This window comes from Nocardia iowensis (assembly GCF_019222765.1).
In the GTDB taxonomy this organism is placed as follows: domain Bacteria; phylum Actinomycetota; class Actinomycetes; order Mycobacteriales; family Mycobacteriaceae; genus Nocardia; species Nocardia iowensis.
The window spans coordinates 7,481,718-7,507,937 of record NZ_CP078145.1; the positions used below are offsets into that span (position 1 = coordinate 7,481,718).

The window sequence follows — 26,220 nt, forward strand, 5'->3', positions numbered from 1 at the left end:
AGCATCGCTCAGAGATGAGGAAGGGGGTCGGCGAGGTGCCATCGAACGAGAACGGCAATGGTGTCGGCAGTCCGGAACGATCGGATTTCCCGGCACCCGGCGTCACTGCCGCCGGGCTGCACCGAGCGGTCGACGAAGGTGAGCTGTGGATCGACAGCGTGCTCGTCGCCGACGGCGTGCACGAACGCTGCGCGCGCCGCTATGAGCAACTCGCCAATCAGATCGAAGAACAGATGCGGATACTCAGCGCCGCCTCGTCGCTGCCTGGCTTCGGCGGGTTCGAATCCGGCGACGCACTGCGCGCGGGATTCGAGAAGAAGGCGCACGGCGCGCTGACCCGGCTGTGGGAATACGCCGAAGCCGCCAGGGAACTCGCGCTGACCTTCCGGGCCGCCGCGGCTGCCTACCAGGGCGCCGACCACGCGCTCGCGGTGACCGTCGACCGGATCGACGTGGCAGGAGCGACGCATGCGTAAATTGCCGAGGACAGCCGAGGGGACCGCCCCGCGCCGCACCGACCCCGCGTACGCGCCGACCGTCGAAATCTTCGACACCATGAGCCATCAGGAGATCTACACGAAGGTGCAGCTGCTCAAGCCCGACGTGCTCGCGGGCGGGCAGCAGGCCTGGGGCGAGTCGGCAGCCGGGCTGGCCGAGGCGGTCGCCCAGGCACACACCGAGATTCGGGCGGCCATCGCCGACGGCTGGCGTGGCGGCGGCGCGCGGAACGCGGCCGAGGCCGTGCACGCGTTCGAGCAGACCGGGCAGGACCTCGCGGACGTGCTCGCGATCGTCTCGCAGCGGCTCGGTCAGGCCAGCGACGCGGCGGAGGCGCTGCGGGCCGCGGTGTCCGCGCCGACCGGGAAGGCGCCCGATCTCGGTGCCGCCCTGTTGGATCCGTCGCAGGCCACCAGCAATGTCGCCGATCAGAAGGCGACCGAGCACAGTCGCCAGGACATCGTGCGCGCGATGAACGACATCTACACCGGTGTGTTCATTCCGACCGGCACCGACGTGCCCGCGTTCCTGGACGAGCAGTCCGGCGCCGTGCCGAGCGCGCCGGGTGGTGCCGCGGCCAGCAAACTGGCCGGAGCCAGTTTCGGCACGGAAACCTCGGTGTCGCAACCGGTTCAGCTCGAACATGCCGCGGCGGCTGCCCAACCGGGCATCACGGCGACAACCGATGCGCAGGTACCTGGCGACGAGCAAGCCGCTCCCGACGAGCAGGCCACTACCGATACGCAGAGTGCCGAGGCCGCACCCTCGACATTCGCGGCGACGAGCGCGTCAGCTCATCCGGGCGCCGTTGGCTCCCTGGCATCGACACCACCCCAAGTCACCGCAGCGGCAGCGACGACCGCCCCATCGGACACGGCACCCGCTGCGGCCCAGTCGAGCACAGCCACGGCACCGACCACCACCGCCGCGGCAGCCCAGCCGGTCGTCGTACCGACCACGCCGGGCACCGCCGGTCCGACGACCGACGACCAGCGCAGGCGCGACGAGCGGCGCCGGGACAGCAGCAGCGACGCGGTCACCGGCCTCGGCGCGGGCGCGATGGGCGGACTGATGGGTGGCGCGCTCGCCATGGGCGACTCGCCGCGGCACGGCGCCAGCGTCGCCGCCAACGCGGCCAACGCCCGCCCAACGCGCTTCGACGACGAGGACGACGACTTCCACTTCGACGACCTGCCGACCTTCCTCGAACCCGCCGACGACAACGGCGAACTGATCGGCGCCATCGACCCGACCACGCCGCCGGTGCTCGGCGAGTGGACCGAGCTGGAGTGAACTGGACGCTGACACCGGACCAGTTCGCGTTGGCGTGGGCGCGCACCGACGGCGATCGGATCCCCTATCCGCTGGCCGTCCGGTTGTCCGCCCGCGACACCGCCGAGCGGGACGCGCAATTGCCCGAGTTACGGCGCTGGTGCGATCGCGTGCTCGACGCCGACCTGGAGGCCGCGTTGCGGGTGCTCGGCGCGCCACAGCTGCGGCTCGAGGTGTTCGGCGAGCGCGCCGCGGCGGGCAATGCCGCGGATTCGGACGCGGTGTCGCGCACCGAGTCTGTGCGGCCGGTGCGGGTGCTCGGCGCCGCGGCGGGCAATGTCGCGGTGGTTGCCGCACAGCGACCCGGCGCGACCGAGGACCGTGGCGGTGACATCCGACTGTTCGTCGGCAGCGTGAAAAGCTTGACCGCACGGGTCGTTTCGATGCTGCCCGAGAACCCGCCCGGCCGCACGCCCCGGCTGACCGCACCACTGGCGCGCGTCGGCGAAGACAGCCGCGACCTGGTCACCATGCCGGTCGCCGGGCCGACCGTGCCCACCCGGATCCGCAAACTGTTGCGGCAGCCGCGCAATGGCATCGGGCAGATCGTGGTGTCCGCCCGCCGCGACGACGGTGAACTCCACCCGTTCGGGGTGCTCTGCTGGATCGATGTGGTCGACGACGGTCGCTACTCAGTGCGCACCGGCAACGATGTCGACGTCGTCCCGGTGACCGCGCACGGCTTCATCGCGCAGCTGCGGCCGATGGTCAGCGCGGCCGAACGCACCATCGCCTACGTCGACCGCTGGTGAAGCGGGACAGCGGAATTCAGCCGAGCAGGGCGGTGACTTCCTCGTCCGCCAGCTGATGGAAGTCCTGATAGGCGGTGCCGACGCCACCAAGGGAATGCGGCACCAAGGGGCAGACCACCTGATCGGCTTCGGCGGCGACCCTGCGCAATGCCTCGGCCGACGAGACGGGCACCGCGACCACGATCCGCACCGGCTGGTGCAGCCGCGCGACGCGACAGGCGACCACGACGGTCGCGCCGGTCGCCATGCCGTCATCGATGATCACCACGGTGCGCCCGTCCAACGGGATCGGTTTCGCGTCACCGCGCCACACCGCCCGGCGCCGGTCCAGCTCCACCCGCTCGGCGGCTTCGATCTCGGCGAACTCCTGCGGCGTTATCCCGATGTGCGACAGCACATCCTGGTTGAGCACGCGCACCCCGTCCTCGCCGATGGCGCCCATCGCCAGCTCCGGCTGCCACGGCACGCCGAGCTTGCGGACGAGCAGTATGTCGAGGTCACCGCCGATGATCTCGCGCACCGCCGCGGCCACCGGCACCCCGCCGCGCGGCAGCCCGAGCAGCAGGGGTTGCGCCGCGCGTAGGTCCAACAACTGCTTACCGAGCGCGCGACCGGCCACTGTCCGATCGGAGTAGATCATCGACCAAAACGCTACGCCCACCCGTCACCCGACCACCACCCCTCACCGAATCGCACCGCGATACTGCGCTACCCGTCACCCGACCACCACCCCTGATCGCGCTACAGCATCAGCTGCGCTCGGTGATCGCGAATCGACGCAACGCGAGGCTCGGATTGGTGGTGCGGACCTCGGCCAGCCGGGCGAGATCGATTCCGGCGGTGCGCACGCCGGGTTCGTCGCCGAGTTCGGCCAGCACGGCACCGGTCGGATCGATGAGCATCGATGCGCCCGCGCCGCGCGGTGCGGCCTGGTCGGCGGCGGCCACGTACACGATGTTCTCGATGGCGCGAGCCCGCAGCAGCGTCGTCCACTGATCGACCTTCGCCGGGCCGGGAATCCACTGGGCGGGCAGCACCAGCACGTGCGCGCCCGCGGCGGCTACTCGGCGGCTGCCCTCCGGGAAGCGCAGATCGAAACAGGTCTGCAAGCCGAATGTCACGTCCGCCACAGTGAAAGTGGTCGGCGGCTCGATCGGGCCTGCCTCGACCACCTCCGATTCCAGGAACCCGAAGGCGTCGTAGAGGTGCACCTTCCGATACACGGCGACAAGGGTCGCGTCGGGTCCGAGGACGACGAGCGTGTTGTGGATCCGGCTGCCGCCCGGCGCGATCTGCTCCGCCATTCCGGCGACCAGATACACGCCGAATTCCCGGGCGATCGCGCCGAGCCCGGTGACGAACGGCCCGGTCAGCGGTTCGGCAACGGCGACGACGCGCTCATCGAGCCGACTGACGGCAAACATCGAGTATTCCGGCGCGACGACCACCAGCGCGCCCCGATCGCGCGCGGCGCGCACGTGCTCGCGCAGCGCCGAAAGGTTGGCCGACGGATCGGTGCCGGGGGCGAACTGGACGACCGCCACGTCCAGCTGGTTCGGTGCCTGGCCTTGATTCGTATCGGAGCTATCCAGTTGCATACGTCTCACCGTATTGGGGCGGTGGCCGGGCGGACCACCGCAAGGCAGTAAACTCCTGGTCAATGAGTACCAATCAGGTCGACAGCGTTCCTGGCGACAACGACAGGGACACCGACGGCCCGACCTTCGCCGATCTCGGGATCGATGACCGCATCCTCGCGGCCATCGCCGATGTGGGCTATGAGTCGCCGTCGCCGATCCAGGCCGCGACGATTCCGCCACTGCTCAGCGGCGCCGATGTGGTCGGTCTCGCGCAGACCGGCACCGGCAAGACCGCGGCGTTCGCGATCCCGATCCTGATGGGTCTGGACACCTCCGGCAAACTCCCGCAGGCCCTGGTGCTCGCGCCGACCCGCGAGCTCGCGATCCAGGTGGCCGAGGCATTCGGCCGCTACGCCACCCATATCCCCGGGCTGCACGTGCTGCCGATCTACGGCGGCCAGGCCTACGGTGTCCAGCTGTCCGGCCTGCGCCGCGGCGCGCACGTGGTGGTCGGCACGCCCGGCCGGGTGATCGATCACCTGGAGAAGGGCACACTCGACCTGTCGCAGCTGAAGTACCTGGTGCTCGACGAGGCCGACGAGATGCTGAAGATGGGCTTCCAGGAGGACGTCGAGCGCATCCTCAAGGACACGCCGTCCACCAAGCAGGTCGCGCTGTTCTCGGCGACCATGCCCGCGGCGATCCGCAAGATCTCCAAGCAGTATCTGAACAACCCGGTCGAGATCACCGTCAAGTCGAAGACTTCTACCGCCACCAACATCACCCAGCGCTGGGTGCAGGTCTCGCATCAGCGCAAGCTGGACGCGCTCACCCGGGTTCTCGAGGTCGAGTCGTTCGAGGCGATGATCATCTTCGTTCGCACCAAGCAGGCCACCGAGGAGCTTGCCGAAAAGCTGCGCGCCAGGGGCTTTTCCGCGGCCGCCATCAACGGCGACATCGCGCAGAACCAGCGCGAGCGCACCATCGGCCAGCTCAAGTCCGGTGCGCTGGACATTCTGGTCGCCACCGACGTCGCCGCGCGCGGTCTCGACGTGGACCGCATTTCGCACGTGGTCAACTACGACATCCCGCACGACACCGAGTCCTACGTGCACCGGATCGGCCGCACCGGCCGGGCCGGGCGCAGCGGTGAGGCACTGCTGTTCGTCGCGCCGCGGGAACGGCACCTGCTCAAGTCGATCGAGCGGGCCACCCGGCATCCGCTGGAGGAGATGCAGCTGCCCAGCGTCGACGACGTCAACGCGCAGCGCGTCGCCAAGTTTGGCGACGACATCACCGAGAGCCTGACCTCGTCGAACCTGGCGCTGTTCCGCAGGCTCATCGAGGATTACGAACGCGAGCACGACATTCCGCTGGTCGACATCGCGGCCGCGCTGGCCGTGCTGTCCCGCGACGGCGACAACTTCCTGATGCAGCCCGAGCCGCCGGAGCCGGTGCGCGAGCGCAGGGAACGGCCGGAGCGCGCGCCACGCCGGTTCGAGGGCGACGACGATCGGACCGGTTTCGGTTCGCACAGTCGGGCCAACGGCACCGAGCTGGCCACCTACCGGATCAGCGTCGGCAAGCGGCACCGCGTGGTGCCCGGCGCGATCGTCGGCGCCATTGCCAACGAGGGCGGCCTGCGGCGCAGCGACTTCGGGCACATCAGCATCCGGCCGGACCACAGTCTGGTGGAGCTACCCGCGGACCTGCCGCCGGAGACGCTGGAAGCGTTGCGGCGCACCAGGATCAGCGGCGTGCTCATCCAGCTGACGCCGGACCAGGGTCCGCCGGGACAGCGCTCGTTCACCCGCGGCCCGCGCCGCGAGGGCGCGACCGCCAAGCGGCCGGAGCGGCGTAAGCCACGCTCCTGACCCGGGCAGGGTACTCCGAGGTCAGCCGCGCTAGCTACAGTGTTGCCGTCCGGTGCGTAATTGGTGCTGACGGCAGCGGGTGTCCCGCGAAAACTCGAGACGTGATGAGCGACAATGGCGCAGCCCGCTCATCGACGCCGACCGGGTGCGGGTGTCCCGCGGAGACCCGAGGCGTCGATGGGCGACAATTGCGCAGCCCGCTCAGCGATGCCGACCGGGTGCGGGTGTCCCGCAAGACACAGGAGGGCCGCGTTTGTTCGTGTTCGGTGATCGTGTCGTCTGCTCCGCCGTCGACCTCGTGCGCGCGGCGCGCTGTGAATTCGCGCTGCTCCGTGCCCTCGATGCCGAACTGGGAACCGTCGCGGCCGACCCGGAGACCGCCGCCGAATGGGCGCCGGAGCCGCGCGTCTGGTTCGACGACTCGCGCGACCGCCGGATCAGCGACTTCCGCGACCGGTTCGGCAGCGCGATGGTGGAGATCCAACGCCCGCAGCACAAATCGGACAGCACGCGGACCCACCTCGCCGCACTGACGGCCGCGCACGCCGAAACCATCGCGGCGCTGCGGGCGGGTGTGCACGTGATCCACGGCGCCACCTTCTTCGACGGAACGTTCGACTGTTCCTGCGACTTCCTGGTCCGGGCGGGGCACCGGGTGCGCTACACCGTGCACGGCACCGCGCACAGCAGGCCCGACCGTGTCGGCGTCGCACTGGAACTGGCCGCCTGCGCCGACGCGGTGGACCACAGCGGATCGTTGACCGGCCCGCTGGTCCGGCTGCATCTCGGCGAGGACAACAGCGCGTACGCGGTGAGTGATCTGGTCCCGGTGTACCGGGCGCGCAGGCGCCGGGTGGAACACATCCTGGACGAGAAAATGAGCGAGCTGTTACCCGTGCAGTGGGGCGATCCCCGCTATCTCGCGTGCGGACGGTGCGGCACCTGCACCACGGCCTCGGCGGCCGCGCGGGACCTGCTACTCGTCGCCGGCATGCCGACCACCACCAGGGCCCGGCTCCGCGAAGCCGGCGTGAGCACCATCGACCGGCTGGTCAGCACCGAGAACACCGTGCGCGGCGTGCCACCGCGGACCTTCGCGGCGCTGCGTCGGCAGGCCGAAATCCAGCTGCGCCGGGAGGATTCCGGCCTGCCGACGCACAGCCTGGTCGACCCGATCGCGCTCGGCGCACTGCCGCCACCCTCCTCCGGTGACCTGTCGCTCACCATCGACGGCGGCGTGCGCACCCCACTGGCCGTCGACGTCGGCGGGCCCGGCACGGTGCACCTGACCTTCCGCGGACCGTTCGGCACGGAGGGCGAACCGGGCAGCGAGGCGGCGGGACAGCGGCGCGCCCTGACGGAGATGCTCGACTATCTCGTGCAGCGGCGGCGGATGTATCCGGACATGCACGTCTACCACTACACCGCCGCGGTGCGCACCGCGCTGCTGCACTGCACCGGCAGCACCGGCGTCGGCGAGGAGATCGTGGACGAGCTGCTGTGCGACGGCGTGCTGGTCGACCTGTATCCGATCGTCCGCAACGCGCTGATCATCGGGGAACGTTCCTACCGGTTGAGCAGGCTGGCGCGGCTGCTACCCGGCGCGGCGCATTCGCCTGCCGCCGAACGCGATTGCCTGACCGTGCTGCGGTTGCGCGACTGGCTGCTGGACCGGGCCGCCGAACAGCGGATCGACCCGCAGGCGGTGACGCTGGAGCGGGCCGGTGCCTGGTGCCAGGTGGCCGGACCCGACGAGTTGGAACCGATGCCGCCGTCGCGGCCGTCCTCGTTCGAGGCGGCGCTTTCCGAATACGCCGCGGCGCAGAACGAACCGCGGCACACGGCCGCGCTGATGGCCGCGGCGCTCGGCTATCACCGGCGGGAGCGACAGCCGCTGTGGTGGGCGCACGTGGATCGGCTCAGCCATCCGGTCGATGAATGGGCCGACGCGCCAGGGGTGCTCGTCGCCGAATGGGGCACCGTCGACACCAAATGGCATCGCAGCCCGGACCGGCCGACCATGCGGCGCTATCTCACGTTGACCGGCCGGATCGGTTCGAGTTGGAGCGCGGGCGGGCCGGGACCCGCCACCGTGCTGACGCCGGGCGCCACCGTGTACACCTTCTACGACCGGCCAGCGGCGGCGGGCATGGTGACCGCCGTCGGTCGGCGCGCCACCGCCGTCGCCACCGTGCTCGGCTGCTCGGTGGACGCCGAATTCGATGATGCCGTTCGCCTCGAGGAACTGTTGCCGGACGGCTGCGAACCTTACGACGAACTGCCCACCGCTATCGCGCCCGGCCTACCGGCCTGGGACGAGAATGCCGAGCTCGCGGTCGAATTCGCGGCGCAGCAACTGTTGGTCGCGCTCCCCGAGATCCCGGAGAGCGCGGTATTCGACCTGCTCGCCCGCCGCCCACCCCGGCTGCGCGCCGGTGCCGCGCTGCCCGAGGTGCACGGCGACCACGCCGCGGCGATCACCGCCGCAATGCGCGAACTGGACCACTCCTACCTCGCGGTGCAGGGGCCTTCTGGCACCGGCAAGACCTCCACCGCCGCCCGGGTGCTGGAGCGCCTCGTCACCAAGCAGAAGTGGCGGATCGGCATTGTCGGGCAGACGCATTCGACCGTGGAGAATCTGCTGGACGCGGTCGTGCGGGTCGGTGTGCTGCCGGAACTGGTCGCGAAGAAGGATGTTCAGGCGGTGGCGCCGGACTGGGTCGTCCTCGATGCCTCCCGGTACGCCCGGTTCCTGGACAACGCCATCAGCGGATGCGTACTCGGTGGCACGCCAACGGATTTCGCGAACGAGGAGATGGTGCCGCGCGACGGGCTCGACCTGCTGGTGATCGCCGACGCGGGCCGGTTTCCGCTGGCCGACGCCGTCGCGGTCGGGGTCAGCGCGCGAAACCTGTTGCTGCTCGGCGACCCCGTCCCACCGGACACCCACAGCGCGCACCCGGAACCGGTCGGCGAATCGGTGCTCGGCTGGCTCGCCGAGGGGCGGCACACGCTACCCGGCGAACGCGGCTACTTCCTGGACCGCACCTGGCGGATGCATCCGAAGGTGTGCGAGCCGATCTCCCGGCTGTATTACGACGGACGCCTGCGCTCCAATGAAACCGTCACGCTCGCAAGGGAACTCGACGGCGAGGCGCCCGGGGTGAGCACCGTCCTGGTACCCCATCACGGCAATGCCACCGAATCAGCGGCCGAAGCCCGCGAAGTGGTCCGCCGAGTGCGGGCGCTGCTCACCATGAACTGGACTATCGGCGCGATGACCCGGCGGCTGCACCCGCACGACATCTTCGTGGTCGCCCCGTACGCGGCCCAGGTCGGGCGGATTCGGACACTGCTGGCCAGGGCCAGGATCGAGGACGTGCTCGTCGGTACCCCGGACCGATTCCGCGGCCGGGAGGCGGCCGTGGTGCTGCTCTCGATGACCACGTCCAGTCCGGCGGACGCACCCTACGGCATGCCGTTCCTGTTGTCGCGGGCACTGATTCACGCGGCGCTGTGCCGGGCCATGTGGAAAGCGGTCATCATCCGCTCGCCGCTGCTCAGCGAATACCTGCCCGCCTGCCCGGAGGAGTTGCCCGAGCTGGCCGGGTTCCTCCGGCTCTGACGGCGGAACCCGCTCAGCCGAAGCAGTTTCCTTCGCCGCGGTAGGTGGGCACCGTCGTCCTGGTGCCGTCGGCGTCGACCAGATGCACCTTGTCGAAGCGCTCGCACAGTTCGCCCGCCTTGGCATGCCGGAACCACACCCGGTCACCGATGCGTAGTTCCGCCGCACCGGTCAGCGGGGTCTGCACTTCGCCGGTGCCCTCGGTGCCGATCAGCCGTAACCCGGTGGGCCACACCGGCTTCGGCACCCGTGAGGGGCCGGTCGGGCCGGAGGCGATGTAGCCGCCAGCGAAAACCGTTGCGATGGAAGGGGTTGGGCGGCGCAGTACCGACGTGGCGAAAAACAGTGCTGGCCTTGGCGTGAAGGACCGGTAATGGTCGAACAGCGTCGGTACGTACAGTCCGGAACCCGCGGTCACCTCGGTGACGTCCGGGTCGGCGATGCTGACCTCGATCGAGCCGGTGCCGCCGCTGTTGACGATCTCCAGCTTCCCGGTCACCGAGCGGACCGCGTCGAGTACCCGCTTACGGCGCTTGCCGATTTCCGCGGCGGACGCCCGTTTCACCAGGCGTATCGCGACATTGCTGTCGGGCAGGCCGGCGATCTGCGCCTCGTAGGTCATCACACCGACCACCTCGAAGCCGCGGCGCAATGCCTCGCCGGCCAGGGCGGCGGCCTGCTCGGGCGTGCGCACCGGCGAGCGGCGCACGCCGAGGTGGATCGGACCGATCCGCAGCGAGGCGTCCACGTCCAGGCACACCCGTGGGCGCACCCGGTCGGTGCCGATGGCGGCGCGGATGAAGGTCAGCTGGGCGACGTCGTCGACCATCAGCGTGATGGATCGACGCAGCGTGTCGTCGGCGGCGAGTTCGGCAAGCGCCGCCCGATCAACGGTCGGGTAGCCGAGCAGGATGTCGCGGGCGCCGCACCGCGCCAGCCAGATGGCCTCGGCCAGCGAGTAGGACATGATGCCCGCGAAGCCGCCAGAAGCGGTGAGTTCACCGCCGAGCACTTCTTCGAGGACGGCGCGACAGCGCACGGATTTGCTGGCGACCCGCACCGGGACACCGTTCGCCCGGCGCACCAGGTCGGCGGCGTTCGCACGCAATGCGGTCAGGTCGAGCGCGGCCAGCGGCGGGTCGAGCTCCGCGGTGGCCGCGTGCAGCCCCGCGATGGGAGAAGTCTCGGACACGACTCCGCCTCGCTGGCGCTCGGCTCCGTCATGCCCGAAGCGGGCTGTGTCGTCGGTTCGCTCGCTGCGCTCGCTCACGAGAACAACTCAACCATCAAACTGGTCAAACGTCCAGTATTTGCGGGACCCTATTTCCCAAGGTCACCGTGCGTCCGAGGGGACTAGACCTCGGCGGCCCTGGTCGCCAGGCTGCTCACCAGATCGTCGAGCACCACCAGCATAGTTTCGTCATTGCAATCGGCGAGCCAGCGCAACACGGTGCCTTGCAGCACCGAGACCGCGTAGGCCGCGATGGCCTCCACCGGTTCCAGCCACTGCGCGCCCGAGCGATCGGCACACAGCTGCAGGAAGGCGGCGACTTCGGTATCCATCTCGCGGTAGGCCGCCGTCGCGGTCGGGTCGGCGATGCAGTCGGTCTGCGCTTCCCAGCGCTCACTCAGTGTCTGCACCGTCGCCGCATAGGCCTGGACCTGCTTGGACGGGGCGGCTTTGACCAGCGGCCAGTACGCGCTCACTCCGGCATGCAGTAGCACCCGAAGCGCACGCACGCCTCCATGGTCTAGTGAGGCGGCCGCCTTTTCGACGGCCTCGCAGATGGTCGGCCGTAGCCGAACCTCTGCTATGTCTCCTCGTACGCTCAACGACGACTCCCTCGGCGAAAAGAACTCGCGCACCCTCGTCGGCGCGACTCGTCGAACATGGCGGGCATACGCGCTGGAAACCCCAGGCTGCCCGGTCCAACGTTCATCAATGGTAGAGGGTTTTCGGGGTTTGAGAACAGGTTCAGTGGGGAATTCCAGACTGAAAGAATGTTTTGTTACCCAAACGGAATGACGGGGAGACCACCCTGTCCTGCCCCGAATTCCCTCCCTCGGGGTCACTCTCAGCCCTGCCCGGCTGAAAAGCAGACCGTTGTCCACTGTACGGACGGACCCGAGCGACCCCCGAATCCTGTGGCCGATCACACAGGTGAACCGCGCAAAACGGTCATCTATCGGTGACCGCCGACGGCCGATAACCTGGATCGGTGACTCTCTCGCCAGCCGACCAGTACTTCATCTCCGGCACCTTCAACTTCCGAGATCTGGGCGGGCTGCGCACCGTCGACGGCGCGAAGATCCGGCCGGGCGTGCTGCTGCGCTCGGCCCAGCTGAGCGGACTCGACGAGGCGGGCTTGGCCGCCCTGCGCGAACTGCGCGTCAGCGACGTGCACGACCTGCGCGGCGAACGCGAGATCGAGCACATCGGCCACGACCGGCTGCCCGAAGGTGTCCGGCTGGCGGTCACGCCGTTCGATTCCCGGATGGCCGAGGCGCCGCCGCACCACGCCACCCCGCAGTCGGCCTTCACCCACATGCTCGAGGTCTATCGGATGTTCCCCGCGCTGCCCGAGGCGCACGCCGCGATCGCCGCCCTCGCCGCATCCATCGCGCGCGGAGAGGGCGCGGTGCTCGTGCACTGCGCCGCGGGCAAGGACCGCACCGGCTGGGCCATCGCCACGCTGCTGCGTGCGGTCGGGGTGACCGAGGCCGACGTGCAGGCCGATTTCATGCTGAGCAACGGGGCCATCCCGGCGCTGCGCTCGATGATGACGACGAAGCTGCTCGGTGGCGAAGAGCTCTCGGTGGATCTGCTCGGCGTGCGCGAGGAATACCTGAGCACCGCCACCGACTCGATGCACACGCTGCACGGGGACGTGGACAGCTACCTGACGACCGCCGGGATCACCCCGGAGCTGCGCGCCCGGCTGCGCGAGCGGATGCTGGAGTGACGCAGGGTCATTCGTCCTGAGCCGGGCCGCGGCGCACCAGACCATCGGCGTCGATGGTGACCTGATCGCCGGTGTGGAACCAGGTTCCGGTGAAGCGGGCCGCAGTGGTGGTCGGGTCGTTCCAGTAGCGCGGGGCGACATTCGGGCCGCGGCACAGCAGTTCGCCGTGGCCGGTCTGCGCCTTCGGTCCCCATAGCGCCAATTCCGTTCCGCCGAACGGGAATCCGAGCACCGCGTCGGTATCGACGGTGTGCTCCGACTCGGCCGCGTCGTCGACCGCGAGGCCGATGCCGCTGGTTTCGGTGGCGCCCCAGATGGACCACTGCCGGGCCGAGGGGAACATCTCGCGCAGTTCGGCGGCCAGGTCCGCGGGGGTGGCCGGGGCCGCGGCCCGTTCGGCCCGGTGCCCGGCCTTGCTGATTCGGGTGATGCCCTCGGTGCGCAGACCTTCGCCGCGCAACCCGTCGAGTTCGGGCAGCAGGCCCGCGAAGATTCGCGGCGTCGCCGACACCATGTCGATCCGTTCGGCCACAATGGCTTCCGCGAGGCCACGGGTGTCCCTGGCGAGAACGACGGTGCCGCCGACCGCGAAGGTCGGTAACAGTTGATCGACGCAGCCGCTGGCGTGGGCGAGTGGCAGCAACACCAGATTGCGCAGGCCGTCGGTCGGTAGGTCGAGCGCGGCGACCACCGAACGTATTGCCGACAGCAGGTTTTCGTTGGTCAGCTCAACACCCTTGGGCGCGGCAGTAGTACAGAGCGGGGTGCCGGTGGTATAGCTGAGCAGCGCCAGATCACCCAGTGCCGCACCGTCATCGATGAAGGCGGCGCCGTCGGGTAATTCGGCGCCGCGCGCGATTTCCCGGCCCAGCACGAAATCGGCGCTGCTGTCGGCGATCACCCGCTCGGCCACCGCGTCCGGTAAGCCGTCGTGCACCAGCACGGGTACCGCGCCGCTGAGCAGCGCACCGAGAAACGCCTGCACCCAGCGCACACCGGCGGGCATGTGCACGGCGACCCGGTCGCCGTAGCCGATGCCGTGCTCCTGCAACCCGCCCGCGATCCGGGAGGCCGAGTGCCACAGCTCCCGGTAGGTGAGCCGCGGGCCGCCGACCTCGACCACGGCCTCGCGGGTGGAGAACGCGTGCACCTGCAGGTCGAGTAGCTCGGTGAGCGCCGGGGTGAGGTTGCCATAGCGCAACACTCCGTCGGCCCCGCGCGCCAGCGGGGTATCCCGGGCATGCGGACGTGACCATGGGTATTCGACAAGCAACTGCGACATCCGTCCTCCGCGCGCCTCGAGTCAGCAGGCACTGCGACTATATGACGCGAGTCACATTTTAGCCGGGTGAGGCGATCAACGTGTCCTAGCTGTCACCGCCCGGTGTAGCTCGCCTTCCCCGGACCGACCTCGAGGAAGCTGCGCACCGCGCCCTTGAGGTCCGCGGTGTCGAACAGCGCGCCGGACACCTCCGGCGTCACCGAATCCGCGTGCGCCACACCACCGGAGCGCCACGCCTCGATGATCTTCTTGGTCGCCGCGTGTGCCACGGTCGGGCCCTGCGCCAGACGGTGCGTCAATTCCCTTGCGGCAGTGTCGACATCGTCGTGCACGGCGTTCACCACGCCCCACTCCGCCATGGTCGCCGCTGGGTACAGATCGCCGGTCATCACGAATTCCCGTGCCCGGCCCGAGCCCGCGCGCTCGGCTAGCCGCTGCGGGCCGCCCATCGACGGCGTCAGCCCGACGACGGTCTCCACCAGACCGAACTTGGCCTTCGGCGCGGCCAGAATAATGTCGCAGGCCAGCGCGATCTCGAAGGCGGCGGTCAGGGTCAGGCCGTGCGCGGCGAACACCACCGGGCACGGCAGCGCCTCCACCGGGTGAATGATCTGCGCGAACAGGGTGCGCCACAGTTCGGCGCCCTGCTCGACCGACAACCCGTCGAAGACGTGCACGTCGACACCGCCGGACACCAGCTTGCCCTCGGCGCGCAGCAGCACCGCGCGCGGCGGGTTGGCCGACAGTTCGGCGATGTCGTCGATCAGCGCGTCCAGCATCGCCCGGTCGAAGAGGTTCAGCGGCGGATGGGCCAGCGTCAGCGTCGCCACCTCGGCGCCACCGTCGGTGATTTCCCGTTCCAGGCGGGTGGCCTTCGTTTCAGTCATTTCGTCAGACTAGGGCCTCGATCTGCGAGACTGTTCGGGTGACCAAGTCGGTGGAAAGCGGTTCCTACGTCGAGCCCGGCGAGTTCAAGCGAGATACGAACTACATCACCACGCGGATCACGGCCGACGGCCGCGACGGCTACCCGGTCGAGCCGGGTCGCTACCGGCTGGTCGCGGCCAGGGCCTGCCCATGGGCGAATCGCACGCTGATCGTGCGCCGCCTGCTCGGGCTGGAGAGCGTGCTCTCGCTGGGATTGTGCGGGCCGACGCACGACAAGCTCAGCTGGACCTTCGATCTCGATCCCGGCGGCGTAGACCCGGTACTCGGTATTCCCCGGCTGCGGGACGCGTATCTGGCGCGCTTTCCGGACTATCCGCGCGGCATCACGGTGCCCGCGGTCGTCGACGTGCCGACCGGGCAAGTGGTAACCAACGACTACGCCCAGCTGACGCTCGACTTCGCCACCGAGTGGACCGCGTTCCACCGGCCGGGCGCGCCGCAGTTGTATCCCGAGGCGTTGCGCGCCGAGATCGACGAGGTGAACCAGGCGGTGTTCCGCGACGTCAACAACGGCGTCTACCGCTGCGGTTTCGCCGGGTCGCAGGATGCCTACGAGCCCGCCTACGATCGACTCTTCAACCGCTTGGACTGGCTCTCGGAACGGCTTGCGGCGCAACGTTATCTGGTCGGCGACACGATCACCGAGGCCGACGTGCGGCTGTTCACCACGCTGGCGCGGTTCGATCCGGTGTATCACGGGCACTTCAAGTGCAACCGGTCCAAGCTGAGCGAGATGCCGGTGCTGTGGGCCTACGCCCGCGACCTCTACCAGACACCCGGTTTCGGCGACACCATCGACTTCGGGCAGATCAAGACGCACTACTACGTGGTGCACACCGACATAAACCCGACCGGGATCGTGCCCAAGGGACCGGATCTGACGAACTGGCTCACCCCGCACGGCCGGGAAGCGTTGGGCGGCCGCCCGTTCGGCGACGGCACCCCGCCGCCCCCGCCCCCGCTGACCGAACGGGTGCCCGCGCTGCGCCAACCGGACTGATGGAACCGATCAGGCTGGGTACATCGTTGTCATGACGAGTTGGTGGTGGACTGTGTCCTACAGTTCAACCAGCAGACCGGAAGAGGAGGGTGCCGCCGATGGTTAAAGGCGCGTTCGAGAAGACGGTGGTCCAGCTACTCGATACGGGGTCTCGCCTGCAGGCACCCGCGGTCGCCAAGTATGTCGACCGAATTCGGCGCTCCCACCCGTCGGAGAGTCCCGCGCAGATCATCGAGCGCCTGGAAAAGCAGTACCTGCTCGCGGTGACCGGCAGCGGCAGCGCCGTCGGTGCGACGGCGGCGGTGCCCGGCGTCGGCACGGTCGCGGCCATCGCCGCGGTCAGCGCGGAGACCACCTTCTTCATGGAGGCCTCCGCCGTGTTCACCCTCGCGGTCGCGGCCGTGCACGGCATCTCGCCGGAGGACCGGGAGCAGCGCAGGGCGCTGGTGCTCGCCGTTGTCCTCGGCGAGGGCGGGATGGAGATCGTCCAGAAGACCGTGGGCACCTCGGCGAAGAACTGGGGCACGGTGTTCGCCAATCGGATCCCCGGACTCTCCTCCATGAATGACTCGCTGCTCAAGCGGTTCATCGTTCGCTTCATCACCCGCCGCGCCGCGCTGATGGCGGGCAAGGTGGTGCCCGCCGGTATCGGTGCGGTGATCGGCGGCGTCGGCAACCGGACGATGGGCAAGACCACGATCAAGAACGCCCGCGAGGCGTTCGGGCCGCCACCGGTGGTTTGGCCCGCCGACCGGCACCTCATCGTCGACGCCGAACCGTTCACCGCGATCGACCCGACGAAGCCCCAATCGCCCACCACGCCACAGTGACCGCAGTGCCTCCGCTCGCCTTCTCCGTCCGCGCCCTGACCAAGCGATACGGTCTGGTTTCCGCCGTCGAGAACGTGAGTTTCACGGTTGCGTCCGGCAGCACCGCCGCCCTGGTCGGGCCGCGCGGTGCGGGCAAGACGACCATCGCACGGACCCTGCTCGGACTGCTCGAACCGACCTCGGGGACAGCGGCGGTCGCCGGGCCCGGGTCGAACCGGGCCCGCGGTGACAATGCCGAGCGGGACATCGGCTCGGCCCGCATCGTCGGCGGGGTGCTCGCGCCGCGCGGACTGCATCCCAGCCGGACCGCGCGCGACCATCTGAAGGTGTACGCGGCGGCGGTCGGAGTGCCGGACGGACGGGTCGCGGAGGTACTCGAGCTCGTCGGGCTCACCGAGGCAGCGGGGACGAAGGGCAGCGCCCTGTCGACCGGGCAGCAGACTCGGCTGGCACTGGCTACGGCCGTGCTCGGCGATCCGCCGCTGCTGATCCTGGACGAACCGATGGACGGCCTCGACGCCGCGGAACGTGGCTGGCTGCAAGACTTTCTGCGCAGGCACACCACCCGCGGCGGCAGTGCGTTGCTGACCAGCGAGAGCCTCGCGGCGGTACTGCCCGGTGCGGACCAGGTGATCGTGTTGAACGAGGGCGCGGTGGTGTATCAGGGCAGTCCGGCCCGGCTGCGGCGCGGTCATCCCGATCGCCTCGTCGTCGCGGCCTCCACCCCCATCGCGCTGGCGACCACGCTGGCCGCGCGCGGGTTCATCGACGCTGTGATCCGGCCGGACGGTCGGCTGGCGGTGGCCGAGGCGACCGAAGCCGATATCCGGGACGCCGCGGCGGCGGCACAGGTGCGGCTGGACAGCATCGTCCCCGACCTGATCCATCCCGACCGGGTGCTCGCCGCACTGACCAGACCCCCGAGTCCGGCGCCCTATCCCGGCCTCGCCGGGCCAGCCCATCATCCGACGCCGATGCCCTACGGGATTCCACGATGATCACGATTCTGCCGCCGGAGCTCGTGCCCTCCGTCAGCTCGGAGGTTCGCAAGGTCACCACGCTCCCGGCGCACCGGATCCTCCTCGGGGTGCCGCTGGTGGTCGCTCTCGTCGCGAGCATGGCCACCGCGATCATGGCGGGCAAGGCCGATCCCAAGGGTCAACCCATCACCGGCACCGCGACGGTCGGCCTGTACGTCGGCCTCGCCGTGGTGATCCTGGCCGCCGCTGTGTTCGGCGCGATCGGCAGCGGCGCCGAGTACCGCCACCACACCATGCCGATGACCGCGCTGTTCACCGCGGACCGCGACCGGCTCGCCGCCGCGAAACTTCTCGTCACCGGCGTGTTCGCGGTGGCGGCCGCACTCGCCATCGAGCTGGTTTCGCTGCTGGCGCTCTTCGCTTTCGGCCGCGGCAAATTCGACTTCGGCCTGGATCTGCTGGCCGTGCTCGGCGGCGGACTGTTCGCCGCGGTCTGCTGGTCGTTGATCGGCGCGGGACTCGGCCTGCTGCTGCGGTCGTCGTCGACCGCCATCACGATCGTGCTCGGCTGGCTCGTCGTCGTCGAACCGCTGCTGTGGCTGGTCGCCCATGGTGTCGGTGCCAGCGGATTGGTCACCCTCTTCCCCGGCTCCGCCACCGTCAGCACCGTCGCCGTCGGCTCCTACCCCGACAGTGACTTCCTCGCTCCCACGCCCGCCGCGATCGTCGTCCTGCTGCTGTGGACCATCGGCATCGGCGGCGCGGCCTGGTGGAACCTGCGCCAGCGCGACCTCTGAGCCGGTGCGGGCGCTGGCCCCCTCGCGGAACAAACGGCGTGTCGGTGAGCGTCGTTATGGTCGATGGGTGTGGCGTGGGTAGGTGAGAGGGGCAAGCTGACGAACTCGGGCGTGGGGGGTCGAGTGGGGTGGATGCGCAGGCTGTGGGCCGAGAGTCGGCTGCACGGCAGAACGCTCGTAGGTATCGCGGTCGCGTTGGTCGTCGGGGCGTTGGTCGAGGTCGCGGGTCCGTTGCTCACCAAGCGGGCCGTCGATGCTGCGGGGGTCGGTGACACCGAGGTGATCGGAACCGTCGCCATGTTGCTCGCGCTGCTGGCGGTGGGCCGGTTCGTCGCCGCGTTCGGGCGGCGGCTGCTGGCCGGGCGGTTGGCGCTGGACGTGCAGCACTCGTTGCGGCTGGACATTCTCGGATCGCTGCAGAAACTGGACGGGGCCGGACAGGACGCGCTGCGGACCGGACAGGTGGTGTCCCGCTCGATCACCGATCTGCAACTGGTGCAGGGATTGCTGGCGATGGTGCCGCTCTCCGGGATGGCGTTGCTGCAATTTCTGCTGGCCGCCGCGGTGATGGTGTGGTTGTCGCCGCCGCTCGCGGCGGTGGCGCTGCTGGTGGTGCCCGCGATCGCGGTGGTGGTGTATCGCATGCGGCCCCGGCTGTACGCGGCGACCTGGTCGGCGCAGCAGCGGGCGGCGGAGGTCGCGCAGCACGTCGAGGAGACGGTCACCGGCGTGCGGGTGGTGAAGGGGTTCGGGCAGGAAGCGCGGATGGTCGAACTGCTGGAACGGCAGGGCCGCACGCTCTACGCCGAACGGATGCGCGCGGCGGCCATCGACTCACGGTTCGCGCCGAGTCTGTCGGCGATCCCGCAAGCCGGGATGGTCGCGGTGATCGCGCTCGGCGGACTGCTCGCGGTGCACGGCGTGATCGGCATCGGCACCTTCCTCGCATTCGCCGCCTACGTCGCCACCATGACCGCGACGACCCGAACCATGGCGTCGGTGGTGATCATGGCGCAGCTGACCCGTGCGGCGGCCGAGCGGGTGTACCAGGTGATCGACACTGCCCCGGTGGTGGCGGATCCGGCGACGCCGGTCGAGTTGCCGGACGGCCCGCTCGGCGTCGAAATGGATTCGGTCACCTTCGGTTTCGATCCCGATCAGCCGATTCTGCGCGAGCTGGACTTGCGGATCAGACCCGGTGAGACGGTCGCGATCATCGGCCCCGCGGGTTCCGGCAAATCCACGCTTTCGCTGCTGCTCCCCCGCTTCTACGCGCCCGACTCCGGCAACATCCGCCTGTTCGGTTCCGAAACTCCCGGCGCACAACCTGTTTCGGTAGATATCGCCGATGTACGCGCGGCGGACCTCCGCGCGGCGATCGGTGTCGTCTTCGACGATCCGTTCCTGTTCTCCGACACCATCGCCGCCAATATCGCGCTCGGCCGACCGGAGGCCACCGACGCCGAGATCCGGCAAGCCGCGAAGTCCGCCGCGGCCGACGACTTCATCGCCGAACTGCCCGACGGCTACGACACGGTGGTCGGCGAGCGGGGATTGACGCTGTCCGGTGGGCAGCGCCAACGCATCGCGCTGGCCAGGGCGCTGCTGGCCCGTCCGCGCATTTTGGTGCTCGACGATGCCACCTCCGCAGTGGACGCGGTCACCGAAGCGGCGATCTTCGGCGCACTGCCCGACGACGGCGGGCGCACCACGCTGATCCTGGCGCACCGAGAATCCACGCTCGCCCACGCGGATCGGGTGATCCACCTGCCCGCACCCACCGGGCACGTGCCGATCACCGATACCCCGATCGCCCGGCCGGTACCGGCTCGACTCGGCGGCGGTCCGGGCAGCGCGGCGGCAGACCTGAGCGAGACGCCGGAACTGCGCCGCACCATCGAACGCCTGCCACCCGCCACCGAGCAACCCGGCCTGGATGAGCAACGAATTCGCCTGCCCGACCCGGAATTCCGGTTCCTGAGGATGTTACGGCCGGTCCGCTGGCTGGTGCTGGCGGTGATCACACTTCTCGCGTTGGACGCGATCATCGGCATCGCCTTCCCACCGCTGGTGCGCTACGCCATCGATACCGGTGTGCTCGGCGACCAGCCCTCGGCCCTCGGCCGCGCGGCGGTGATCGGCGCGGTGCTGGTGGCGGCGGGCTGGGCGGTCGGCGCGGCAACCACGGTGCTGACCTCGCGCACCGGTGAACGCGTGCTCTACGCCCTGCGCGTGCGCAGCTTCGCCCACCTGCAACGGCTCGGCCTCGACTACTACGAGCGCGAGCTCTCCGGCCGGATCATGACCCGGATGACCACGGACATCGACGCGCTGTCCACCTTCCTGCAGACCGGGGTCGCGACCACCCTGATCGGCGGGCTGACCCTGGTCGGCATCGCGGTGGCGCTGCTGGTCATCGATGCCTCGCTGGCGGCGGTGGTGTTGCTGGCGCTGCCGGTGCTGCTGCTCGCGACGGCGCTGTTCCGGCGGGTCTCATCCACCGCCTATACCGTGTCGCGCGAACATGTTTCGGCGGTCAACGCGGACTTCCAGGAGAACGTCAGCGGCCTGCGCGCCGTGCAGGCCAACCGGCACGAGCCGCGCTCGGCCCGCCGCTTCGGCGAATACTCCCAGCGCTACCGCAACAGCAGGATGCGCGCGCAACGGGCCATCGCGACCTACTTCGCCTTCGTGATCGCCTGGGCCGATCTGGCACTGGCCGCGGTGGTGTTCGTCGGCGCCCGCGAGGTGGCGAGCGGCCGCACGACCGCGGGCACGTTGATCGCCTTCGTGCTGTACCTACAGCTGCTCTTCGGGCCGATCCTGCAACTGTCCCAGGTGTTCGACGGCTACCAGCAGGCCAGGGTCGGCCTGCGACGGATCGGCGAACTGCTGCGTACGCCCTCCTCCATCGCCGCCGACGCGCCGGACGCCCGGTCGATCGACAACGGCCTTCGTGGCGAGGTCACCGTCGACGATGTGCGGTTCCACTATCCGCGCAGCGAGGTTCGCGCCCTCGACGGCGTATCGCTGCACATCCCGCCCGGTTCGACCCTCGCGCTGGTCGGCCCCACCGGTGCGGGCAAGTCGACCATCGTCAAGCTGCTGGCCCGCCTGTACGACCTGCCGCCGGACGGAACCGGCGCGATCCTCGTCGACGGCATCGATATCCGTGATTACCGTCTCACCGATTTCCGCGCCCGCCTCGGCATCGTCCCGCAGGAAGCTCATTTGTTCAGCGGCGACGTCGCCAGCAATATCGCGTTCGGGAAACCTGCCGCGACCGAAGCCGACATCGCCGAAGCCGCCGCGGCCGTCGGGGCGACCGACATGATCGCCGCACTTCCGCTCGGTATGCGCCAGCCGGTCGGCGAACGCGGACGCGGCCTGTCCGCGGGTCAGCGCCAGCTGATCGCGCTGGCTCGCGCCGAACTCGTGCGCCCCGACTTGTTACTGCTCGACGAGGCCACGGCTACGCTCGACCCGGACGCCGAGGCAGCGGTGCTGGCAGCGAGTCGATCATTGACCCGCGGCCGGACCACCGTCCTCGTCGCACACCGGCTCGGTACGGCGGCGCGGGCCGATCGGATCGCCGTCGTCGAGCACGGCCGGATCGCCGAAATCGGCACCCACGCCGAGTTGCTTGCCGCCGGCGGCGGGTATGCCCGACTGTGGGCAGCGGCACGGGAAACCGGGGGAATATTCTCGGTAACGGACAAGTCGTCTTCTATGAGGTGAGGTTTGTCGGGTGGTCAGTCGCTCCGTCGGTTTGCTGCTGGGCCTATCCTCAGATAGGGCGCATCGGCGCGCATCCGCTGATGCTGGTCCTTTCGAGCGACCTGCAAGCAGTCGCTACGGAGTGCCGGGCACGTCACAAACGTCGCAGCGCGAAATGAAATGAGGCGAACACCTGCTGTGAGCAGCTCAACTTCCCAGTTCGGACAGAACCAGTGGCTAGTCGATGAGATGTATCAGAAGTTCAAACAGGATCCATCTTCGGTCGATGAGAGTTGGCACGAGTTCCTCGCCGATTACACGCCCGAAGCCACGGGTGATTCCGGTAACAGCCAGGCCGCTCCGGCCGCGGCCGCTCCCGCGCAGGCGCCGAACCCGGCTCCGGCTCCCGCGTCGGTGAACTCGGCCCCCAAGGCCGCCGCCCCCGCACCGGCCAAGGCCGCGGCGCCCGCGAAGGCACCGGCGCCGGCCAAGACCACCGCGCGCGCACCGCAGACCACGCCCGCGCCGACCTCCAACGCGGCGCCTACCTCCGGTGGCCCGAAGACCGACAACGTGGCCGACGAAGCCAAGGTGCTGCGTGGCGCCGCGGCCGCGGTGGCCAAGAACATGGCCGCGTCGCTGACCATCCCGACCGCGACCAGCGTGCGCGCCATCCCGGCCAAACTGATGATCGATAACCGCTTGGTCATCAACAACCACCTGGCCCGCACTCGCGGCGGCAAGATCTCGTTCACCCACCTGCTCGGTTACGCGATCGTGCAGGCGGTCAAGTCGTTCCCGAACATGAACCGGCACTTCGCCGAGATCGACGGCAAGCCGAACGCGATCACCCCCGCGCACACCAACCTCGGCCTCGCCATCGACCTGCCCGGCAAGGACGGCAGCCGGTCGCTGGTCGTCGCGGCCATCAAGGGCACCGAGGCGATGACCTTCGGTCAGTTCCACACCGCCTACGAGGACATCGTCCGCCGCGCCCGCGACGCCAAGCTGACCGCCGACGACTTCAGCGGCGTCACCATCTCGCTCACCAACCCCGGCACCATCGGCACCGTGCACTCGGTGCCCCGCCTCATGCCGGGACAGGGCGCCATCATCGGCGCGGGCGCGATGGAGTACCCGGCCGAGTTCCAGGGCATGAGCGACGAGCGCATCGCCGATATCGGCGTCGGCAAGCTGATGACGCTGACCTCCACCTACGACCACCGCATCATCCAGGGCGCGGAGTCCGGTGACTTCCTGCGCACCATCCACAACCTGCTGATCTCCGACGAGTTCTACGACGAGATCTTCCACGGCCTCGGCGTGCCGTACGAGCCGGTGCGCTGGCGCAAGGACATTCGCGAACGCGGCGTCGACAAGAGCACCCGCGTGCTGGAGATGATCGCGGCCTACCGCAACCGCGGCCACCTGATGGCGGACACCGATCCGCTGCGCCTGGTCAAGGACAAGTTCCGCAGCCACCCCGACCTCGACGTCACCCAGCACGGCCTGACGCTGTGGGACCTGGACCGCACCTTCAACGTCGGCGGCTTCCACGGCCAGGACCAGATGAAGCTGCGCGAGGTCCTCTCGGTCCTGCGCGACGCCTACTGTCGCCACGTCGGTGTGGAGTACACCCACATCCTGGAGACCGAACAGCTGCAGTGGATCCAGGAGCGGGTCGAGCAGAAGCACGTCAAACCGACTGTCGCCCAGCAGAAGTACATCCTGAACCGGCTGAACGCGGCGGAGGCCTTCGAGACCTTCCTGCAGACCAAGTACGTCGGGCAGAAGCGCTTCTCGCTGGAAGGCGCCGAGGCCGTCATCCCGATGATGGACGCGACCATCGACCAGTGCGCCGAGCACGGGCTCGACGAGGTCGTCATCGGCATGCCGCACCGCGGTCGGCTGAACGTGCTTGCCAACATTGTCGGCAAGCCGTACTCGAAGATCTTCACCGAGTTCGAGGGCAACATGAACCCGGCCGGCGCGCACGGCTCCGGCGACGTGAAGTACCACCTCGGCGCGCACGGCACCTACCTGCAGATGTTCGGCGACAACGAGATCGAGGTCTCGCTGACCGCCAACCCGTCGCACCTGGAGGCGGTCGACCCGGTCCTGGAGGGCCTGGTCCGCGCCAAGCAGGATCTGCTGGACAAGGGCGACGGCCAGGAGGGCTACTCCGTCATGCCGTTGATGCTGCACGGTGACGCCGCGTTCGCGGGTCAGGGTGTGGTCGCCGAGACGCTGAACATGTCCGGCCTGCGCGGCTACCGGGTCGGCGGCACCATCCACATCGTGGTGAACAACCAGATCGGCTTCACCACCGCCCCGGAGAACAGCCGCTCCACCGAATACTCCACCGACATCGCGAAGTTCATCGGCGCGCCGATCTTCCACGTGAACGGCGACGACCCGGAGGCCTGCGACTGGGTGGCCCGGCTCGCGGTCGACTTCCGGCAGAAGTTCCGCAAGGACGTCGTGATCGACATGGTCTGCTACCGGCGCCGTGGCCACAACGAGGGCGACGACCCGTCGATGACCCAGCCGTCGATGTACGACGTCATCGACACCAAGCGCTCGGTGCGCAAGGCCTACACCGAGAGCCTGATCGGCCGTGGCGACATCTCGCTGAAAGAGGCCGAGGACGCGCTGCGCGACTACCAGGGCCAGCTGGAACGGGTCTTCAACGAGGTCCGCGAGCTGGAGAAGTACACCCCGGAACCGAGCGAGTCGGTCGAGGACGACCAGCGGGTGCCGACCACCGTGCAGACGGCCGTGGACAAGGCGGTGCTGCAACGCATCGGCGACGCGTTCCTGAATGTGCCCGACGGCTTCAACGTGCACCCGCGCGTCAAGCCGGTGCTGGAGAAGCGCCGTGAAATGGCCTACGAGGGCAAGGTCGACTGGGCCTTCGCCGAGCTGATGGCCTTCGGCACGCTGATCGACGAGGGTCGTGCGGTGCGCCTGACCGGTCAGGACTCCCGGCGCGGCACCTTCACCCAGCGGCACGCGGTGATCATCGACCGCAAGACCGCCGAGGAGTACACCCCGCTGCACAACATCGGCAGCACCAACCCCGGTTGGTTCGCGGTGCACGATTCGGCGCTGAGCGAATACGCCGCCGTCGGCTTCGAATACGGCTACTCGCTGGGCAACCCGAACGCACTCGTGCTGTGGGAGGCGCAGTTCGGTGACTTCGTCAACGGCGCGCAGTCCATCATCGACGAGTTCATCTCCTCCGGTGAGGCCAAGTGGGGCCAGCTCTCCGACGTCGTGCTGCTGTTGCCGCACGGCCACGAGGGCCAGGGTCCGGACCACACCTCCGGCCGGATCGAGCGGTTCCTGCAGCTGTGCGCCGAGGGCTCGATGACGGTCGCCGTGCCGTCCACCCCGGCGAACTACTTCCACCTGCTGCGCCGCCACGCGCTGGACGGCATCCGCCGCCCGCTGATCGTCTTCACTCCGAAGTCGATGCTGCGCAACAAGGCCGTCGTGTCGGATCTGAAGGACTTCACCGAGAGCAAGTTCCGCTCGGTGTTCGACGAGCCCGCCTACGAGCAGGGCATCGGCGACCGCAGCAAGGTCAAGCGGATCCTGATGACCAGCGGCAAGCTCTACTACGAGCTGGCCGCGGAGAAGGCCAAGCAGAAGCGCGAGGACGTCGCGATCGTGCGGATCGAGCAGCTCTACCCGCTGCCCACCTACCGCCTGAACGAGTCGCTCGACCGCTACCCCAACGCCACCGACATCGCGTGGGTCCAGGAGGAACCGGCCAACCAGGGCGCCTGGCCCTTCTTCGGCCTGAACCTCCCCGAGGTTCTGCCCGACCGCCTCGGCAAACTGCGCCGCATCTCCCGCCGCGCCATGTCGGCCCCCTCCTCGGGGTCCAGCAAGGTGCACGCGGTGGAGCAGGCGGAGATCGTCGCCGAAGCTTTCGAGCCGACCAGCTAGTCCCTAGTTGACCCGAACGCCGGGTCGGATCCGCTCCTGGATGAGCGGATCCGACCCGGCGTTCGGCGTTTTCCGAGGTCGACACTGC

The 26,220-nt window shown here is 69.2% G+C and carries 18 protein-coding genes; 12 read left to right on the forward strand and 6 right to left on the reverse strand.

Going from position 1 to position 26,220, the window contains the following annotated elements; all coding sequences use genetic code 11:
• The first annotated feature begins 14 nt into the window (after positions 1-14).
• From KV110_RS34480 to KV110_RS34490, 3 genes are read left to right on the forward strand one after another with little or no spacing between them, the layout of a single operon-like run.
• Positions 15-476 carry a hypothetical protein gene (locus KV110_RS34480; protein ID WP_246634159.1) on the forward strand — a complete coding sequence of 154 codons (462 nt, stop codon included), beginning with the start codon at positions 15-17 and terminating at the stop codon, positions 474-476.
• Positions 469-1,791, forward strand: a complete 1,323-nt coding sequence (locus KV110_RS34485) for a PPE domain-containing protein (RefSeq protein WP_218471324.1) — start codon at positions 469-471, stop codon at positions 1,789-1,791. Before KV110_RS34480 ends, KV110_RS34485 begins: the two co-directional genes overlap by 8 nt.
• Positions 1,788-2,582: an ESX secretion-associated protein EspG gene (locus tag KV110_RS34490; RefSeq protein WP_218471325.1), complete on the forward strand. Its 795-nt coding sequence runs from the start codon at positions 1,788-1,790 to the stop codon at positions 2,580-2,582. Before KV110_RS34485 ends, KV110_RS34490 begins: the two co-directional genes overlap by 4 nt.
• Before the next feature lie 16 nt (positions 2,583-2,598).
• Here KV110_RS34490 and KV110_RS34495 read toward each other — a convergent pair whose 3' ends face one another.
• Positions 2,599-3,222: a phosphoribosyltransferase gene (locus tag KV110_RS34495; protein ID WP_218471326.1), complete on the reverse strand. Its 624-nt coding sequence runs from the start codon at positions 3,220-3,222 to the stop codon at positions 2,599-2,601.
• Between the two features lie 109 nt (positions 3,223-3,331).
• Positions 3,332-4,180: a carbon-nitrogen hydrolase family protein gene (locus KV110_RS34500; RefSeq protein ID WP_218471327.1), complete on the reverse strand. Its 849-nt coding sequence runs from the start codon at positions 4,178-4,180 to the stop codon at positions 3,332-3,334.
• Between the two features lie 62 nt (positions 4,181-4,242).
• Between KV110_RS34500 and KV110_RS34505 the strand changes: the two genes are divergently transcribed.
• Both KV110_RS34505 and KV110_RS34510 read left to right on the forward strand, forming a co-directional pair.
• Positions 4,243-6,036, forward strand: a complete 1,794-nt coding sequence (locus tag KV110_RS34505; protein ID WP_218471328.1) for a DEAD/DEAH box helicase — start codon at positions 4,243-4,245, stop codon at positions 6,034-6,036.
• Between the two features lie 259 nt (positions 6,037-6,295).
• Positions 6,296-9,661: an AAA domain-containing protein gene (locus KV110_RS34510; RefSeq protein ID WP_246634160.1), complete on the forward strand. Its 3,366-nt coding sequence runs from the start codon at positions 6,296-6,298 to the stop codon at positions 9,659-9,661.
• 13 nt (positions 9,662-9,674) lie between these two features.
• On the opposite strand, the gene KV110_RS34515 is transcribed toward KV110_RS34510, so the two are convergent.
• Positions 9,675-10,853 carry an amino acid deaminase/aldolase gene (locus KV110_RS34515; protein ID WP_218471330.1) on the reverse strand — a complete coding sequence of 393 codons (1,179 nt, stop codon included), beginning with the start codon at positions 10,851-10,853 and terminating at the stop codon, positions 9,675-9,677.
• Between the two features lie 161 nt (positions 10,854-11,014).
• Positions 11,015-11,401 (reverse strand): TetR family transcriptional regulator, encoded by a 387-nt coding sequence (locus KV110_RS34520; RefSeq protein ID WP_246634161.1) that lies wholly within the window; start codon positions 11,399-11,401, stop codon positions 11,015-11,017.
• A gap of 479 nt (positions 11,402-11,880) precedes the next feature.
• Here KV110_RS34520 and KV110_RS34525 point away from each other — a divergent pair, with 479 nt between their 5' ends.
• Complete coding sequence (locus tag KV110_RS34525) at positions 11,881-12,624, forward strand: tyrosine-protein phosphatase (RefSeq protein WP_218471332.1); 744 nt, start codon at positions 11,881-11,883, stop codon at positions 12,622-12,624.
• Positions 12,625-12,631: 7 nt separating this feature from the next.
• Here KV110_RS34525 and KV110_RS34530 read toward each other — a convergent pair whose 3' ends face one another.
• Together KV110_RS34530 and KV110_RS34535 are read right to left on the reverse strand one after the other, a co-directional pair.
• Positions 12,632-13,906 carry a class I adenylate-forming enzyme family protein gene (locus tag KV110_RS34530; protein ID WP_218471333.1) on the reverse strand — a complete coding sequence of 425 codons (1,275 nt, stop codon included), beginning with the start codon at positions 13,904-13,906 and terminating at the stop codon, positions 12,632-12,634.
• 92 nt (positions 13,907-13,998) lie between these two features.
• Positions 13,999-14,793 carry an enoyl-CoA hydratase/isomerase family protein gene (locus KV110_RS34535; protein ID WP_218471334.1) on the reverse strand — a complete coding sequence of 265 codons (795 nt, stop codon included), beginning with the start codon at positions 14,791-14,793 and terminating at the stop codon, positions 13,999-14,001.
• A 38-nt stretch (positions 14,794-14,831) separates the two neighbouring features.
• Between KV110_RS34535 and KV110_RS34540 the strand changes: the two genes are divergently transcribed.
• The 6 genes from KV110_RS34540 to KV110_RS34565 all read left to right on the forward strand — a co-directional run bounded on the left by KV110_RS34540 (position 14,832) and on the right by KV110_RS34565 (position 26,132).
• The gene (locus KV110_RS34540) at positions 14,832-15,854 is read left to right on the forward strand and encodes a glutathione S-transferase family protein (protein ID WP_218471335.1); all 1,023 of its coding nucleotides are present in this window, start codon (positions 14,832-14,834) and stop codon (positions 15,852-15,854) included.
• A gap of 98 nt (positions 15,855-15,952) precedes the next feature.
• On the forward strand, positions 15,953-16,684 hold the full coding sequence (locus tag KV110_RS34545) for a hypothetical protein (protein WP_218471336.1): 732 nt from the start codon (positions 15,953-15,955) through the stop codon (positions 16,682-16,684).
• Positions 16,681-17,682 carry an ABC transporter ATP-binding protein gene (locus KV110_RS34550; RefSeq protein ID WP_218471337.1) on the forward strand — a complete coding sequence of 334 codons (1,002 nt, stop codon included), beginning with the start codon at positions 16,681-16,683 and terminating at the stop codon, positions 17,680-17,682. The genes KV110_RS34545 and KV110_RS34550 overlap by 4 nt, the downstream gene beginning before the upstream one ends.
• A complete protein-coding gene (locus tag KV110_RS34555) occupies positions 17,679-18,461 on the forward strand; it encodes an ABC transporter permease (RefSeq protein ID WP_218471338.1) in 783 nt (260 codons plus the stop codon). Before KV110_RS34550 ends, KV110_RS34555 begins: the two co-directional genes overlap by 4 nt.
• Positions 18,462-18,593: 132 nt before the next feature.
• Entirely contained in the window at positions 18,594-22,199 is a 3,606-nt protein-coding gene (locus KV110_RS34560; RefSeq protein ID WP_246634162.1) for an ABC transporter ATP-binding protein, read from the forward strand.
• 159 nt (positions 22,200-22,358) lie between these two features.
• A complete protein-coding gene (locus KV110_RS34565) occupies positions 22,359-26,132 on the forward strand; it encodes a multifunctional oxoglutarate decarboxylase/oxoglutarate dehydrogenase thiamine pyrophosphate-binding subunit/dihydrolipoyllysine-residue succinyltransferase subunit (RefSeq protein ID WP_218471340.1) in 3,774 nt (1,257 codons plus the stop codon).
• Positions 26,133-26,220: the final 88 nt, after the last annotated feature.

Excerpts from the sequence above, each read along its gene's own strand:
- KV110_RS34480 (WP_246634159.1), top strand. The coding sequence starts at position 15 with ATGAGGAAGGGGGTCGGCGAGGTGCCATCGAACGAGAACGGCAATGGT.
- KV110_RS34535 (WP_218471334.1), bottom strand. The coding sequence starts at position 14,793 with ATGACTGAAACGAAGGCCACCCGCCTGGAACGGGAAATCACCGACGGT.
- KV110_RS34530 (WP_218471333.1), bottom strand. The coding sequence starts at position 13,906 with ATGTCGCAGTTGCTTGTCGAATACCCATGGTCACGTCCGCATGCCCGG.
- KV110_RS34485 (WP_218471324.1), top strand. The coding sequence starts at position 469 with ATGCGTAAATTGCCGAGGACAGCCGAGGGGACCGCCCCGCGCCGCACC.
- KV110_RS34500 (WP_218471327.1), bottom strand. The coding sequence starts at position 4,180 with ATGCAACTGGATAGCTCCGATACGAATCAAGGCCAGGCACCGAACCAG.
- KV110_RS34555 (WP_218471338.1), top strand. The coding sequence starts at position 17,679 with ATGATCACGATTCTGCCGCCGGAGCTCGTGCCCTCCGTCAGCTCGGAG.
- KV110_RS34505 (WP_218471328.1), top strand. The coding sequence starts at position 4,243 with ATGAGTACCAATCAGGTCGACAGCGTTCCTGGCGACAACGACAGGGAC.
- KV110_RS34545 (WP_218471336.1), top strand. The coding sequence starts at position 15,953 with ATGGTTAAAGGCGCGTTCGAGAAGACGGTGGTCCAGCTACTCGATACG.
- KV110_RS34560 (WP_246634162.1), top strand. The coding sequence starts at position 18,594 with ATGCGCAGGCTGTGGGCCGAGAGTCGGCTGCACGGCAGAACGCTCGTA.
- KV110_RS34495 (WP_218471326.1), bottom strand. The coding sequence starts at position 3,222 with ATGATCTACTCCGATCGGACAGTGGCCGGTCGCGCGCTCGGTAAGCAG.
- KV110_RS34565 (WP_218471340.1), top strand. The coding sequence starts at position 22,359 with ATGAGGCGAACACCTGCTGTGAGCAGCTCAACTTCCCAGTTCGGACAG.